Raw genomic sequence first — 14,789 nt, 5'->3', positions numbered from 1 at the left:
CCGTTACTCCACTTCGACCGGCTGTTTGTCGCCGGCGAGGAGGAAGTACGCGAGGACCACGAGCGACAGTACGACGACGAGTTTCGCTTTCGTTCCCATACACGCATCGTCGACCGGCGGCCGCTAAAAACTACCGACGTTCGCCCGCACGTGGACGGGCGATCACATCGAGGTCGCAGAGGGACGAGGCGGAAGCCCACGACGTCAGTCGTGGGTCACTGACGCGTCGATCGGAGTTCACACGTCGATGTGTTCGGCGATGTCCGACCGGAGGACCGTCGAACAGTAGTCACAGCGGACTCCGTCGGCGACCACCTCGAACCGCGTCTCGACCGGCTCGTCGGCGTTGGTGATGCAGTTCCGGTTCGGACACGAGAGCACGCCCGCGACGCGGTCGGGCCGTGTCACGCGGTTCTTCTCGACCACCTCGAACTCGCGGACGATGTTGATCGTCGCCTCCGGAGCGATGAGCGAGAGGACGTCGACCTCCGATTGGGAGAGCTCACGGCCCTCCACCTTCACGAGGTCCTTCCGGCCGAGACGGTCGGAGGGGACGTTCATTCCGACGGAGACGCCGAGTCCCTCGGAGCCGTCGATCCCGAGGATCGCGAGCACGTTGAGCGCCTGCCCGCCCTCGACGTGGTCGATCACGGTCCCGTCGCGGATCTTCGAGACGCGGAGCTCGTGTTCGCTCATCGGTCCACCTCCATCCCCTCGGCCGCCTCGGCGTTCTCCAGTAGGGTATCGAGAAGCGCCATCCGGACCGGGATCCCGTTGTGTGCCTGTTCGAAGTAGCGAGCGTGATCGGTGTCGTCGACGTCGGCGGCGATCTCGTCGACGCGGGGAAGCGGGTGCATCACGGTGAGGTCGTCGGGCGCGGCCTCGAGCGTGTCGGCGTCGATCCGGTACTGTCCCGCGACGCGGTGGTACTCGTTCTCGTCGGGGAACCGCTCCTTCTGGATGCGGGTGACGTACAGCACGTCGAGCTCCGGAAGGACTCCCTCCAAGTCCTCGTGTTCGCGTATCTGCGCGCCCGTCTCGTGGAGGTCGAACCGGACCGATCGGGGCAGTCGAAGCGACTCGGGACTGATGAAGTGCTGGCGGGCGTCGAAGTTGGTTAGCGCGGTCGCGAGCGAGTGGACCGTTCGACCGTACTTCAGATCACCCATGATACCGACCGTGAGGTCGTCGAGGCCGTGGTTCTCCCGGATCGTGTGGAGGTCGAGCAGGGTCTGGGACGGGTGTTGACCCGCCCCGTCACCCGCGTTTATCACGGGGACGTCGACGAACTCCGCGGCCAGCGTCGCCGCGCCCTCGCTGGGGTGTCGCAACACGATCGAGTCGGCGTATCCCTCGATGACGCGGACGGTGTCCGCGAGCGATTCGCCCTTCGAGACCGACGAGGAGTCCACGTCGCCCATGTCGATCGTGTCGATCCCGAGGCGTTTCGCGGCGGCGTCGAAGCTCATCCGCGTGCGCGTGCTCGGTTCGAAGAAGCAGAGCGCGAGCATCGTCCCCCCGTGTCGGCCCGCGTACGCTTCGGGGTCGGCGGCGACCTCGCGGGCCCGATCGAGTACCGCCTCGATGTCATCCCGCGAGAGCTGGGTCGCGGTGATGAGGTGGTCCTGACGCATCGTCGGAGTAGGGGTCCGGCAGTATCTTGAATCCCTCGGGTCGCCGACGGTCTCGGTCGACGCGGGTAGTAACTCCGACCCGGTCGATCGTCCCCGCCCCTCCGCCGCCACAACCGCCTTACCGACGCGGCCCGTATCGGTTCCCATGAGCGACACCGACGCGGCGTCGACCGGCGCGGACGACCTCGAGGACCTGACCGACGAGGAGTGGCGCGAGCGGCTCTCCGAGGAGGAGTACCGCGTGCTCAGAGAGAGCGGAACCGAGGCGCGGTTCTCGGGCGAGTACGTCGACCACCTGCCCGAGGACGGGGAGTATCGCTGTGCGGCCTGCGGCGAACGGTTGTTCGCCGCCGAGACGAAGTACGAGTCCGGCTGCGGCTGGCCCGCCTTCTACGCCGCCGAGGAGGACTCGGTGACGACGACGCTCGACACCAGCCACGGAATGCGCCGCACCGAGGTCCGGTGTGCGTCCTGCGACTCGCATCTCGGCCACGTCTTCGACGACGGACCGGAGCCGACCGGCAAGCGCTTCTGTATCAACTCCGTCGCGATGGAGTTCGACGGGGAGTGACCGGCTCCGATCCCGTGGCTACGCCGTCAACCTTCGGCTGACGACGGGGACGATCCCTTCGGTTCGTCGTCCTCACCCCACCGTCGCCCCCACCCCACCGTCGCCCCCACCCCACCGTCGTCCCCACGTTCCCGGGTCCGTGAAACGCCACCAACCGCATCGCGTTGCCCATCCGGGGTGGATCACACGAAGCACCGGTCGTGAAACTCGAGGAGGCGGAGTTCGTCGAGGTGGACCGACTGTGTGATCGATCCGTCGAGCGAATCGACTTCTCGAGTGTGAGATGGCCGAGTACGGGCGTATTTGATGGCATGAAAAAACTTCAGAAGGCGTGCCGAATGCGACGTGCGTAGTCAGCACCGAGCAACGCCAAAGAGCGTCGACCGTTACGGAGTCCGTTTCACATTGAGGGAAGGCGCGGATCTAGCGTTGTTTGAGCCGGAACCGTCGACCCCGCCGAGCGAGGAGCATCGCGTACGTACACTTAAGTTTCATCGATTTATTAGCTGGAAAGTAGGGTGCTGTATCCCCTCCCTACTCGTTCACTTCACTCCGTTCTGTTCACTCCTTGAGGAAGGGGGCTTAGCACCCTACTTTCCAGCTAAACTCCAATCAATTACAGCAGAGACAGTCGGAGAGGCCGCTGTCATTGGAAGGAATACTTCGGGTTCCACGTTCAGACGCAACTGGTACTTACTGTCCCGGGTGCCCGTCGCTTCTCGAGTTGGGTCGAGAAGTGGATATCCGGTCGTGAAATCCTCGACGAGATCCCAATACTCCGGGAGATCAATGTCGAGCTGGTCTGCGAGGTATACAATGCGTTTCGTTGCAGCACCGTTCCCGACCCGACGGAGATGTTCTACGACCGTTTCCCACGAACACCGCTTCTCTGTCGCGTTTTACATCGCCTTGGCGGGTTCACCGACTCCCCCGCAGAACTCGGGATGATCAGCACAGTCGACCAGCGTCTTTTCGATACTGGCGATGTTCACCTGTGTCGATCCGACTGCTGTCGGCTGATATCCAAAGAATTTCTGCTCAGTGACCGACACCGGTCGGTACTCGACGCCATGGATCTCGAGTGATTCTGCGCGCTTCGTCGTTACGAGGTATACCGTCCGCGACATCTGCTCCGTGAGACCGCGATGATTCATCGCGCTCCAGTAGCCGATGTACATCGGTTCCACGAGTGCCGAAGCGATGACGAACTCGTGTCCCGCGTAAACCGCACTGTCTCCAGCCGAAAGTGGTAGGATGAGATATTTTCCTTGAGAGAGACGCTCTAGCCAGCCTTTCTCCTTGAGGGAATACGCCATGTCCTTGGCTGATTTTCGAGAGATCTCTAGCGTATCCTCGACGTCGCCGACAGTGATGACTTGTCGCCCCTCGCTCGCGAGCCGCGAGAGAGCTTGAGATTCACGCGTCGATAGACTCTTTCTTTGAGTCTCTGACTCGTTTATCGATCCCATAGCCGCTCAGTATACATAGAGTCTAAATCCGCTCGGAAAATAACGGTATTCGTTGAGTGTTCTTGGTTCTAAAGTCGACTACACAGCCGCTTAGAGTACTTAGACTCTAAAAGCAGTCAGAAATATTTTATTTACTACAGTAGTCTGGAGACTAATTGGTACGCAAAAGCGCCACTGGAGAAGTTGACTCACGAAGAGACGAATTTCAGACCCAGGAGAATACAATAGTGGTCGCACCTGTATCGGAGAAGTCGTGTTGCGTGGGTTCCGATCAATTCGTCCTCCACCTACACCTTATTAAGAGTGGTTCGATCGAACACGTGGTCGAAGGAAGGCTTCGCGCGCGGTCGACCGAGGTTTTAGCCCCGTGATTGTCATCTAAATCCTAGCGAATCGCCTGATTGCGGCGACCTCCATTCGGAATCCGAATGAAATGTTCGACGGAGATAGCGTCTTCTTTAAAAGGGACGCTACCCTGTCGTGCGAATGTGGACCGTTCGGAAAACGAATGGGCGCTGCAGGATTTGAACCCGCGACAACTTGGTCCGAAGCCAAGCACTCTATCCAGACTGAGCTAAGCGCCCGTACCCATCGGTATCGCGCTGACGGTTTTAAGTCCCGCGATCCGGATCGATCGCCGACGGTCGGTTGCCGGTCTCGAACGTCGTCGATCCGTGGACTGCGACGGATTCGCCACCGTCTCGGACGACTCGATCCGCGTCCTCATCGGAGCGACGGCCGATCAAAAAGAATATTATCGGGACTGGAGATGTTTTCCGTAGTCGATGTATCCCGGTCGGAGACGGTCGTCGAACGAGTGGTCCGCGTCCATCCCCCCGCGATCGAGGTACACTCATGTATGATTTAGCTCCCCACCTCGACGCGGAGGTGGAACCGGGAACGAACCTGCTTCTCACCGGCCCCCCCCTTACCGGGAAGCGCTCCCTCGCTATGGACGTCCTCGCGGACGGGACCGACCGGGGTGACGGCGCGATCGTCGTCACGACGAAGGACGGTGCCGATCGGGTGTTGAAGGACTACGAGAAGCGGACGCCTTACGAGGGGAAACCCGTGGCGGTCGTCGACTGCGTCACCCGCCAGCAGGGGTCCGACGTCCGCGACTCCGACCGGATCAAGTACGCCTCGTCTCCGGTCGACATGACCGGGATCGGGATCAAGCTCTCGGAGTTCCTCCAGGCGTTCGGCGACCGCGGGATCGACCGGAACCGGGTCATGGTCCACTCGCTTTCGACGCTTCTGATGTACTCGGACCTCCAGACGGTCTTCCGGTTCCTCCACGTGTTCACCGGTCGCGTCCAGAGCGTCAACGGGCTCGGGCTGTTCAGCATCGATTCGACTGCACACGACGACCAGAGCCTGAACACCCTCAAACAGCTGTTCGACGGGATCGTGACGGTTTCGGAGGACGACGAAGTCGAGGTCCGGTTGGCCTGAGGGTCGCGTTAACTTTGGCGTGAATTGTGGTAGACTGCGACGGCTTCAAGCCAATTTTGAGCTGTCTCTAGCGCGACATTGCTGAAACTATTCGCAAACGATGATGTTCGTCGTTCTATTTCCCAAAAAACACGTTCGATGGCATTCCGATTTCCATGTTGAATGATTGAAATCGATAGCCGTCTTCAGCGAGGACAGATCCGAGATAGTCTGCGTCATCGACGAGAAGTTCCACATTATCGAGCTGATAGCGCCGGTGTAGCTCGGTGAGAAACCATCGCGTCGTCTGTTTATTTGCGGTCGGATAGAGGCTCACGTGAAGGATCTCGTTCGTAAACGGATCAACCGCACCGTACAGCCAGAACTTCTAGCCGTGGAGGCGGATCATCTTTTCGTCAACCGCGAGTTGATCCGCAGACACGGTCGAGATCGGCTGTAGATCGGCTTTATGAACCCAGTTATGGATAGCGACGTGACTCCGATCGATCCCGTATTCATCGAGAAATTTACTTACCTCACGTAGTGATATGCCGGCCAAGTGACAGCGGATCCCTATTTCAATCGCCCATCGCGGAGTTCGATCTCGCTCCACAAACGACAAGTCGATCCACGCGATACGTTGGCTGAGGCGTTCGATTTCGGTCATAGACACTCTGAAGTCGAACGCCTCATTCTCTAACTTTACGCGACCGAGATGGGCTGGTGGAGCCATATTTAGCATAGTGGAGCGCGTATCTCCGTTATGGACGCAGACGAATTGACCCAATCAGTCTGGGACATCACCGAGGGCGAGTTTCCCGATGGATCCCCTCTCGGAGAACAGGCGAAGTTCCTGCTCCGCTATGCGATTTTAGCCCCGTCAAGTCACAACTCTCAACCGTGGCAGTTCACGATTCGGGACGAAACGATCGAAATCGCCTTCGACAAGACACGATGGCTCGAAGTCGCTGACCAAGACAAGCGAGAGCTATTCATCAGTATCGGCTGTGCGCTCGAAAATCTCTGTACTGCGGCCGAACACTTCGAGGTCGGTTACGAAATCACGTATCATACCGACGAGGACGACAACCTCGTCTCGACGGTCACACTCGAACCTGATAGCGACCCATCGTCCAGTCGACCATCGGAGTTGTTCGACGAGCTCACAGAGCGGTATACGAGCCACCAGTTGTTCGAAGACCAAGCACTCCCTCGGGAAACGAGAGATCAGTTCCGTCGAGTAATCGAATGGGACAGCGTGACATTGTCCCTGATCGATGACCCCGAGCAAAAGCGTTCTATCGGCGAACTCCAAGCCGAGGCGGATGAGGCACAGATGGCTGACCCAACATATCGGCAAGAACTGGGCTACTGGGTCGGGACGGGCGCGCTCGGCAGTTCGTGGCTCATGGCCCGTCTCGGGCAGGCGGTCGTTTCTCACTTCGATCTCGGAGAACGGGAAGGCCGAAAGAACTCGAAACTTATCGAATGCGCGCCAGTCGTCGCATTGCTGGCAACCCAGGAAGACACTGCAACGGCCCAGGTCAAAACCGGTCAAGTCTTCGAACGACTCGCCCTTCTCGCGAGTGCTGAAGATTTCGCCGTCCATCCACTGAGTCAGATCTTGGAACGGCCAGAAATGCGAACGAAACTCGCTACCAGAGCTGGCACTGGAGAGGAGATACCCCAACATCTGTTCCGTCTGGGGTATGTCGAAGAAGAGCGAACGCACACTCCACGATGGCCACTCGAATCTGTACCCTTAACAAACCAATAGATTCACTACCTCTGAATCTGTGAACTTTCACAGTTTCGGAGTTTAGGACCGAAAGTTCACTGGTACGGAATCGATGCAGCGCTCTGAGGTCGAGTGTATAATCGGCTTGCAACGACCTGAAAGAGTCCTCAATTGTCGTGTAGCGCTTTCATACCGAAGTTACTTTCCTGATCCGATCGGTGGTACACATAATGGCCACCTATGAAGCGTTTGACCAAGGCGTAGAGGTGAACGGTCAAACGGTCCTCACGATCGTCGAAACGGCAATGGGACGGTTTTCTGAAGCCTATCAGGAACGGGCGCTCCAAGCACTTGCTGCGGAAGGAATCACTGATCCGGACCCCGAAGAGTGGTATCCACAACAAACCTGGCTGGATACCTTTGAGACGATCGCTGAGGAGTTACAGCCGCACGTTCTCGATCGGCTGGGTGAACAACTTCCGGAAGTCGCCACGTGGCCGAAAGACTTCGATACCGTTCCCGAGGGCCTCCAGTCGATCGATGAGGCCTACCAGCAGAATCATCGTGGTGGCGACATCGGCTACTATGAGTTCGAACAGACCGAGGATCGAACCGGCGAACTCACGTGTTACAATCCATACCCTTGTCCGTTCGATCGTGGACTCATCCGTGGTGTCGCCAGACAGTACGCGTCTGTCGATGCGTTCGTCTTCATCGAGGAAACGGGAGAGACATGTCGTCGTGACGGAGACGATGCCTGTACGTACACCGTGTACTGGTGACTATCGATCGTAGGATTCGAGCGCGTCGCGGAGTTCTGCGGCGGTGAAGTTTGACGCGAGTGTGACGATCTCTTGTAGATCTTCGTAGGTGTCTCGAAGCTCCTCGATCCGTTCACCCTCGGTTTCGCTCTCGTCCGGGAGTTGTGCTTGCGCGCGCTGAATCGTCCGGAGTGTCGTCTGAATCTCTCGTTGGACGTACTGTTGAAACACGTCCTGTAGAATGAACCAGATCTCCCGCTCGGCGGTATACTGAACGCGTCGGCCGCCGCCTGCCGATGATCGACGGTGAATAAGTCCGATCCGCGTCAAGGTACGGGTGACGTTGCTAATCGTTGATTTCGCGTAGCCGGTCTCGTCGACGAGTTCCGGGATTGAAAGGGGTTCGTCAGAGAAGTATAACACACCATAAATGCGGCCTGCACTCCGGCTGAGACCGTAGACTTCTGCCGACTGCTCCATCGACTCGATGATCCGCTCGCGGGCGACGGCGCGATCATCCTCACTCATAGATGGATATTGTCCATACTCCGTGATGGGTACTCTGTTGAGTCATACTTCGGTTATGAATTCCGTAAGTATTAAATCGTTTGATTCGGTTGTTCGGAGTGAACCGAACAAACAGAATAAGCCGGTCACGCCCTGATCAAACCTATGGCAAGCGCCTTCCCACACCAGCCTCCCGTCACCCACGCCCCCCGTGAACAAACGAACATCGTCATCGACCGAAACGAGCAAACTGAGGTGCTCCAAGTCCTTTCATCCGAGACTGCACAGAAGATCTTGAGCACACTCGAATCGGAGCCGAAAACGGCATCCGAGATCGCCAAGTCACTCGACCAATCCGTACAGAACGTCTCATACCACCTTGATCGGCTCTGCGATGCGGAACTCATCACACCGATCGAGACGTGGTACTCCGAGAAGGGCCGAGAAATGACGGTGTATGCCCTCGCGATCGAACAACTCGTCGTCCAATTCCACGACGACGTCGAGTGAGCCCCACTCTCGTCCAATACCTTTTGGGGTGAGAGAGGTAACTGGATACATGGAACGACGGTGTCCGGATTGTGGCGTCACGATGGAACACATAACGGTTCGAGCTGGAGGCCATACCTTACGGGCGACACAGAAAACACACGAGAAGGCGTACTCGGGACACTCGACATGACAGAGACCGTTGATATCGAGCCAGTCGCTTGACCCGACTGTGGTCTCGTACGAACGAATCTGCCGGCAGAAACCGCGTAGCACGCAGACAAAGAATACGATTCGTCAATCCGTCACTATAGCCCTTCGCTTTCAAACTCAGTTATGTGAACGGGAATATACAGTATACACAGGTGATACTCTCACCCTGATGGAGTCGTACTGGACGGCAACGTACCCTATTGAGAGTACGGCGATGAGTACGACCACACCGACGTTAACAAGTCCCGAAACGCCGACGAACCTGGTCGGACCGGTGAATTCCGGGCGGAGCAGCGCGGCAGCGACCTCCGCAGTCTCCGGTCGAACATTACTCAACCCGTAGACGTTGTTGAACGCGAGATTCGTTGCAAAATGAATGCCGATCGGTATTGCCAGCGAGTCAGTGATGACGTACACGCTGCCAAGAACCAGACCCATCAACACCCAGAACCCAAGCGCGGGCAGTGACGTCGCTTGATCGACGTGGACGACGCCGAACAGCAGTGAGGACGCAACGAGGCCAGCCAGCACTGCACCGCGTTCCGAGAACCACTGCGTATGGAATCCTTCAGCGGCGTTTTTGAGCACGAGCCCTCGAAACAGGAGTTCTTCCCAGATTCCGACGAGCAGGAACTGGGCGACGAACGCGATTAGAGCTACTGCGAAGGGGAGTGCGTTCGCAGCGTTCCCTGGCGACAGGACAGCCGAGATGTGTGTCCACCCGACAGTGAGATGTACTGCAAGCGCTAGCCCCCACGCGACGAACGCGATGACGACACCGGCACCTGCGTCCCGCACCCATTCCGGTCCGACGTGAAGACCATACTCGGTGAGTCGGCGTCGATCGACGTATCGAGCCCAGATTACGATCACCAGGAGTACAGTGACAACGGTGAAGATATTCTGCGTTAATCCCAGCAGAGATGGCGGGAGATCGCTATTACTGAACAGTACGGATGGGAGTACCTGTGAACCGGTTGCGACGAGTATGAACGCACCGAGAATCCGCCAAAGGGCACGGAGGCGATTCTCAGTACGATTCCAAAACGGAGCGAGGAGTGTCCGTTTAGCTTGTTTGGAGGGGCTATCTACATCACGGGGCATATTCGACTTCGACATCGATACCGACTCCAACACATGCGATATCAAAGAGCGCCTTTGCCTGGTTTCAGCGGTTGAAGCCAACCACAACCGACACGATCCACCGAACTGTTATTGAGAACCACATAGATGTGGGAGTTGTTGTGTCGGACGGAACGGATGCGGCGGGACTCGCAGATCTCCTCGCAGATGACTGTGCCCGACGTATCCTCATCGAAACGAAAAACGGTCCCTGTTCGGCGTCCGAACTCAGTAAGCGACTCGACACGTCGGAACCGACGGTTTACCGTCGACTCGAACGACTCCGAAAGTACGACCTCATATCCGAAGAGATCCAGCCAGTTACGGACGGGAAGAACTACAAAGTGTACCAGGCACAACTTCACAGCCTTACGCTGACACTCACCGATGAGGGCTTCGAGATCACTGTCTCGCGTCGTGAACGGATGGCCGACCGGTTCACTTGCTTCGTTGAAAACAGATGACCACATTTGAACTACTCCTCCAGTCGATCGATCTCGATACGCTCAGCCGTATTCGAACCGCCAGTGAACTCATCTCCGTCGCACTCGGCTTAACCATCAGCTATCTTGCGTATCTCGGCTATCGACGGAACCAAAGCCGACCGATGCTGTTCATCGCACTCGGATTTGCGCTTATCCTCGGTGTTCCAGGTGCCGCACTCGTGATCTTAGGATTTGGACTTAATGTACCAGTCCCGATCGTCAATAGCGTCGGCCAAGTCAGTGAACTCGCAGGACTCGTAGCGATTCTCTATGGGCTGTGGACGCCGCAACGCACCTAGCCCTTGGACTTACGGATCAACTGAAGAAATACGCCGTTTCCTTTTGGTCTGAGTTCTTCAGTAATTCCCAAGATCGTTCGAGCGCTTCTAGTTGTTTCCACTCACGATTGTATGTTTGACGCTGGGCGTCGTTCTTGGTTGCGTTCGTATGCAGCGAGTTGTTCAATACGGTCGTCTGTTGGCGGGTGGGTTCGGAACAGCCACCGTTCGAGTTGGTGCAGTCGTGTGCGGAGCCACCAGTACGACGGTTCTGTGTTGCCCTCTGGACCGAGCATCACCTTTTCCAACTCCTCCGGTTCAAGAGGAAGGATCGAGAGCGACGAGATTCCGGACGCTTCACGTAAATCTCGGTTGGGTGTTTCCGAAATGCCTTGATCAAGCTGTTTGAGTGCAGTAGCAAGGGCTGCAGGTGACCCAGTGATTTGTGCTGCAACTTGGTCCGCGACACGTTCTCTCACTCGGGACAAGCGAGCGGTGATTGCTTTCCCGATTACCCAGACAATCGTCGAGATGAATGCGAGCGGGACAATAACGATTGCAGCCCACCCCGGATTTTCAACGTCTGCGAGTCTGGAACCGAGTCCATTAGCGAGAATCACGGGAAGCGAGAGGATCGTCATTACCATTGCGTCCCGATTTTTCACGTGTGCGAGTTCGTGGGCGATTACGGCTTCCAGTTCCGCGGTTCCATCAAGCGTGTTGACTGTCCCGCGGGACAGGACCAAGTGAATGTTCCCCGGTCGAAATCCGACGACAAGGGCTTCGGGTGCCCGCCGTTCCGAGAGCGCGATCGTCGGGACCGGAATATCGAGTTGTGTTGCGATGCGTGTGACTAGCTCGTACAACGCTGGTTCGGCCTCTCTATCGACACGCTGGGCGTCAGCAACTCGTTCGATCGTATCGATTTGCCTGTATTCGAGATATCCGACAGTCACGATCGTCAGCACAGTGATCCCCGCTGCGAGGGATGATGCCGAGGCCACGTCAAAGAAAGAGAGTACCCCATAGAGGACAACCCAGACACCAACGAGAAATCCCACGGCAACTACTGTTAATCCAATCACTGCAGAAACCATCTTCACTGTAAGTGACAGCGACTTGGAGGGCATACCAGAACGATTCGAATGACGGGTAAAGAAGTTTGATTCCCCAGTACGCTCTTGTACCGGAGATTGTTAGTGAGTCATAGCGTAGTTTCGGGATGGTTTTGAGCGCTTCTTCCCCCGGTTTTCGGAACACTTCACGCGGGATCTGGAACGCTCGGAAATACGTGTGAGTCTGTCTTTAGAGATGCCTCGTTGCGGCGAGAGCCAGTGTCGTGTTAGCGACGCGTGGCTCTCGTGCGTGTTCACATCACGGCAGGTACGTTGCAAGGAAATTAATGAATATTGTCATCCCAAATCGGTCCTCATAGTGCTCCGATGAGGGAGAACAGTCCGAGCGCAACCACTAACCCAAGTCCCGCGACGAAGATATCGATCCCCCATCGAAGGAGCCAGTCACGTGCCCGTGTCCCCTCAGGGCGGATACCGAACCGGACGGAGAGGTATCGAACGATCACGACCCACGTGACGAGGACGAACCCGAACAGAAACGGCCACACGTCGATGCCGAGTCGAAACTGCACGAGGTAGACCGGGAGTACGCCGATCAACACCGGCGTTGCGGCGATCCGGATCGCAGCACGGAGCGGTCGGCGTTGAGGCGTCGGACGGTCGTCAGGCGTCAATTCGGGAACTGACACGTCACACGATCGAAAGCTGGCAGCGACTTCGTGCAGCCGTCCGCGCGGTACGAGGACTCCCTCTGGCTTCGTGACTGTGAAGGAGTGGTAGTGAAGTCGAGCAGCTACGATCGGACCGAGTGGGATGAATTGAATGGCGTCTACCGTGTCGAGGTCAACCGTCCGTTCGTCAGTGCCGGTCGCCGCTGCGAACTGTTCAGTCTCGGGATCGTCGAATTCAGGTTTGATCGTCAACGTGCGCTTCTCGGGACCAAGCCGGTAGTGATTCGTTTTGAATCCCGCACTCGAAAACCACACCATCAGCCACAGGCACGCACAGACGATCACGTACGCGACGGCTGCCCGAGAGCCAACGACAGTCACCGAACCGAGGACCGCAAGCGGGAGTGCGACGAAAAAGCCGCCCCAGATCACAGGGTGCATCGTGACGATAAACGCCGCCATCCGGTGCGGAAGCCGACGAATACCGTGTAGGATCGTCTTCCAGCTGAGACCGGGATCTGTTCGTACCGTGCTCGTGGAGGGCATATCGACTCACTCACGGGAGATCGAGTTAGAAGTGGTGGTGTCAGATTCGATCCCGCTGTTCCCCAGTGACCGCCAGATTAACGCGTTGAACGGCGCTATCTCCGAACTGAGATGGAACTCTGGGGTGTTGTTCGGGGGTTCGTTTCCGGGCTGGCGGGGCTCGGGTTCGTACTGATCTTCTTGTTTGCACAGACGGGGATCGTTTCACTACCAGTTCTACTGGCGATGGGGAGTGTCACGATCGTCGCCCTGTTCGCGGCTGGCGGGCGGCCAGCTATCCGACGACTGACCGGACGTGCGGAAACGACCGAAGACGAAATGGGGGAGACAGACTGGTGGCTCGCACGGGTCGAACCGGCACTTGAGGACCCGTGGAACGCGTGGTCAGATCTCGTGTTGTCGGTGTCTCTCGCTGTTGTCGGAATCGGATCGTTCGCACTCCTTGTTATAGTGAGGTGGCGTTCTTCGAACTTGAGGGTACGTGGCTTTCACTCTACCAAGAGACCGCCTCGCCAAGGACGCGAACGTTCCTGACGAAGGAGACGGTTTCTCGGGAGTGACGTTAGCGCACAACGTTGCAAGCAAAGACGAGGTTACATCGATTCTCGCAGAAGCTGAAGCCGCAGGGGGTCAGATAGTGAAGCAAGCACAAGACGTATTTTGGGGCGGGTATTCCGGGTACTTTGCTGACCCCGACGGCCACCTGTGGGAAGTTGCGTATCCGAAACTCACGGAGGAGTAGGTTCGTCCCACAATTCGTTCTATTAGCAGGTTCGTTCTGCGATGTGATTCGGATAGGTAAGACACAGAGGACTCTCATCATTTCGCCGGATAGAGACGGGCAAATGGACCAATATTCCCGTACTTACGGAACCAGTACCAGATGAGTGGAACTCCGAGAACGGTCGGCCAAAGCCAGCTCACGACCGGAGAGACGTTACTGAAATTGACGACTGACACCGCGGTCACCGTGGCAATATACGCACCCATCATTCGCCCGAGATGCTCTATCATCCATGGACCTCGTTGAGCCGAGCTACGGAACTCTCGGATGTCCGAGACTCCAACGAGAATGCCGATAGCACCGAAGACGATCATCACCGTTCCAAACGAGTCCCCACCGAGAAGAGATCCAACGCCCCATCCGCCAAGGAACAGACACGCGCCGACGACGAGAAGTGCTGCTATCCAATCGATTCGTCCAACGGTATCGGAGGATCGCTTTCGGGAGAGCACTCGATACCCGGAAAACGCAAAGTAGCCGCTGAAGATGGCGACCAGCGTGAGAAAGATTCGATTCGGGGTAGGGTCGAAAGCGAGTAACGGAAAGACCGTTCCGACGACTACAGCCATTGCGCCAACGTATACACGTCCGGCAAGCCGGTGACGATGGCCCCCTTTTGTGGTGACGAGAGCACCAACTCCTGCCAGCAGCGCAGCGACCCCCGAAAGAATGTGTGCCCAAAGTGTGACCGATTCAGCAGTTACCATGTCACCTATCCACATAGCAAGACGATAGCTGTACTGGTGGTAGAACTCTACAGCAGATTAGTGTGTGAGTGCGTACGTAATTCGATCGTAGCCGCCTGTACTGAGCGCACTCCGCACAGGCTCCGCTAAAACGCTTTTAGTGTCTCATGGAACGGTTAGCACACTTGTGTTGCTCCTCGGGAATCGGTCCGTTCAGAGCAAGCAAGTATCAGTCGATCACATCGACAGCCGCGTAATCTCGTCTGATGCCGGTGAATCAGATCGAATTGGTCGTGGATCGTCTTCGAAGCGCTGGTGAGCGTGA

At 57.2% G+C, this 14,789-nt stretch carries 14 protein-coding genes, 1 tRNA gene and 4 pseudogenes; 8 read left to right on the top strand and 11 right to left on the bottom strand.

Annotated features, from left to right (window positions below; translation table 11 throughout):
- Window positions 1-237: 237 nt before the first annotated feature.
- Window positions 238-696: an aspartate carbamoyltransferase regulatory subunit gene (pyrI, locus tag EAO78_RS10315; RefSeq protein WP_122105756.1), complete on the bottom strand. Its 459-nt coding sequence runs from the start codon at window positions 694-696 to the stop codon at window positions 238-240.
- Window positions 693-1,634 carry an aspartate carbamoyltransferase gene (gene pyrB, locus EAO78_RS10310; RefSeq protein WP_122105755.1) on the bottom strand — a complete coding sequence of 314 codons (942 nt, stop codon included), beginning with the start codon at window positions 1,632-1,634 and terminating at the stop codon, window positions 693-695. Before pyrB ends, pyrI begins: the two co-directional genes overlap by 4 nt.
- A 145-nt stretch (window positions 1,635-1,779) precedes the next feature.
- On the opposite strand from pyrB, the gene msrB reads away from it, so the two are divergent.
- Window positions 1,780-2,205 (top strand): peptide-methionine (R)-S-oxide reductase MsrB, encoded by a 426-nt coding sequence (gene msrB / locus EAO78_RS10305; RefSeq protein WP_122105754.1) that lies wholly within the window; start codon window positions 1,780-1,782, stop codon window positions 2,203-2,205.
- A gap of 590 nt (window positions 2,206-2,795) precedes the next feature.
- Here msrB and EAO78_RS18735 read toward each other — a convergent pair.
- Together EAO78_RS18735 and EAO78_RS10295 are read right to left on the bottom strand one after the other, a co-directional pair.
- Window positions 2,796-3,674, bottom strand: a pseudogene (locus EAO78_RS18735) (type IV toxin-antitoxin system AbiEi family antitoxin domain-containing protein).
- 509 nt (window positions 3,675-4,183) lie between these two features.
- A tRNA-Arg gene (locus EAO78_RS10295) sits at window positions 4,184-4,258 on the bottom strand.
- Between the two features lie 271 nt (window positions 4,259-4,529).
- Between EAO78_RS10295 and EAO78_RS10290 the strand changes: the two genes are divergently transcribed.
- Complete coding sequence (locus tag EAO78_RS10290) at window positions 4,530-5,129, top strand: RAD55 family ATPase (RefSeq protein ID WP_122105753.1); 600 nt, start codon at window positions 4,530-4,532, stop codon at window positions 5,127-5,129.
- Window positions 5,130-5,137: 8 nt separating this feature from the next.
- On the opposite strand, the pseudogene EAO78_RS10285 reads toward EAO78_RS10290, so the two are convergent.
- Window positions 5,138-5,775 (bottom strand): annotated as a pseudogene (locus EAO78_RS10285) (IS6 family transposase).
- A gap of 96 nt (window positions 5,776-5,871) precedes the next feature.
- Between EAO78_RS10285 and EAO78_RS10280 the strand changes: the two are divergent.
- Both EAO78_RS10280 and EAO78_RS10275 read left to right on the top strand, forming a co-directional pair.
- Window positions 5,872-6,885: an Acg family FMN-binding oxidoreductase gene (locus EAO78_RS10280; protein ID WP_122105752.1), complete on the top strand. Its 1,014-nt coding sequence runs from the start codon at window positions 5,872-5,874 to the stop codon at window positions 6,883-6,885.
- Window positions 6,886-7,076: 191 nt separating this feature from the next.
- On the top strand, window positions 7,077-7,628 hold the full coding sequence (locus tag EAO78_RS10275; protein WP_122105751.1) for a hypothetical protein: 552 nt from the start codon (window positions 7,077-7,079) through the stop codon (window positions 7,626-7,628).
- Here the strand turns inward: EAO78_RS10275 and EAO78_RS10270 are convergent, their stop codons facing one another.
- Entirely contained in the window at window positions 7,629-8,135 is a 507-nt protein-coding gene (locus EAO78_RS10270) for a GbsR/MarR family transcriptional regulator (protein ID WP_122105750.1), read from the bottom strand.
- A 144-nt stretch (window positions 8,136-8,279) separates the two neighbouring features.
- On the opposite strand from EAO78_RS10270, the gene EAO78_RS10265 reads away from it, so the two are divergent.
- Window positions 8,280-8,624: an ArsR/SmtB family transcription factor gene (locus EAO78_RS10265; protein ID WP_122105749.1), complete on the top strand. Its 345-nt coding sequence runs from the start codon at window positions 8,280-8,282 to the stop codon at window positions 8,622-8,624.
- A 309-nt stretch (window positions 8,625-8,933) separates the two neighbouring features.
- Here EAO78_RS10265 and EAO78_RS10260 read toward each other — a convergent pair whose 3' ends face one another.
- Entirely contained in the window at window positions 8,934-9,689 is a 756-nt protein-coding gene (locus EAO78_RS10260) for a CPBP family intramembrane glutamic endopeptidase (protein ID WP_238987662.1), read from the bottom strand.
- A gap of 371 nt (window positions 9,690-10,060) precedes the next feature.
- Between EAO78_RS10260 and EAO78_RS10255 the strand changes: the two genes are divergently transcribed.
- Window positions 10,061-10,402, top strand: coding sequence for an ArsR/SmtB family transcription factor (locus tag EAO78_RS10255; RefSeq protein WP_203227866.1), 342 nt, complete (start codon window positions 10,061-10,063; stop codon window positions 10,400-10,402).
- Complete coding sequence (locus EAO78_RS10250) at window positions 10,399-10,722, top strand: DUF7521 family protein (protein WP_122105747.1); 324 nt, start codon at window positions 10,399-10,401, stop codon at window positions 10,720-10,722. The genes EAO78_RS10255 and EAO78_RS10250 overlap by 4 nt, the downstream gene beginning before the upstream one ends.
- Window positions 10,723-10,823: 101 nt before the next feature.
- Here the strand turns inward: EAO78_RS10250 and EAO78_RS10245 are convergent, their stop codons facing one another.
- From EAO78_RS10245 to EAO78_RS10235, 3 genes and pseudogenes are all read right to left on the bottom strand, one after another.
- Window positions 10,824-11,831, bottom strand: a complete 1,008-nt coding sequence (locus EAO78_RS10245; RefSeq protein ID WP_238987661.1) for a M48 family metalloprotease — start codon at window positions 11,829-11,831, stop codon at window positions 10,824-10,826.
- A gap of 91 nt (window positions 11,832-11,922) precedes the next feature.
- Window positions 11,923-12,074, bottom strand: a pseudogene (locus EAO78_RS10240) (IS1595 family transposase); the annotation flags it as partial.
- A gap of 56 nt (window positions 12,075-12,130) precedes the next feature.
- Window positions 12,131-12,994: a hypothetical protein gene (locus EAO78_RS10235; RefSeq protein ID WP_238987660.1), complete on the bottom strand. Its 864-nt coding sequence runs from the start codon at window positions 12,992-12,994 to the stop codon at window positions 12,131-12,133.
- A 449-nt stretch (window positions 12,995-13,443) separates the two neighbouring features.
- On the opposite strand from EAO78_RS10235, the pseudogene EAO78_RS18440 reads away from it, so the two are divergent.
- Window positions 13,444-13,736 (top strand): annotated as a pseudogene (locus tag EAO78_RS18440) (VOC family protein); the annotation flags it as partial.
- A gap of 77 nt (window positions 13,737-13,813) precedes the next feature.
- On the opposite strand, the gene EAO78_RS10225 reads toward EAO78_RS18440, so the two are convergent.
- Entirely contained in the window at window positions 13,814-14,485 is a 672-nt protein-coding gene (locus tag EAO78_RS10225) for a DUF2306 domain-containing protein (RefSeq protein WP_122105744.1), read from the bottom strand.
- Window positions 14,486-14,789 lie beyond the last annotated feature (304 nt).

The sequence above is a fragment of the Halobellus captivus genome (assembly GCF_003697845.1).
Taxonomy (GTDB): Archaea; Halobacteriota; Halobacteria; order Halobacteriales; family Haloferacaceae; genus Halorubrum; species Halorubrum glutamatedens.
The sequence above is the reverse complement of the archived record's forward strand: the minus strand, read 5'-3'. Positions and strand labels throughout refer to the sequence as shown.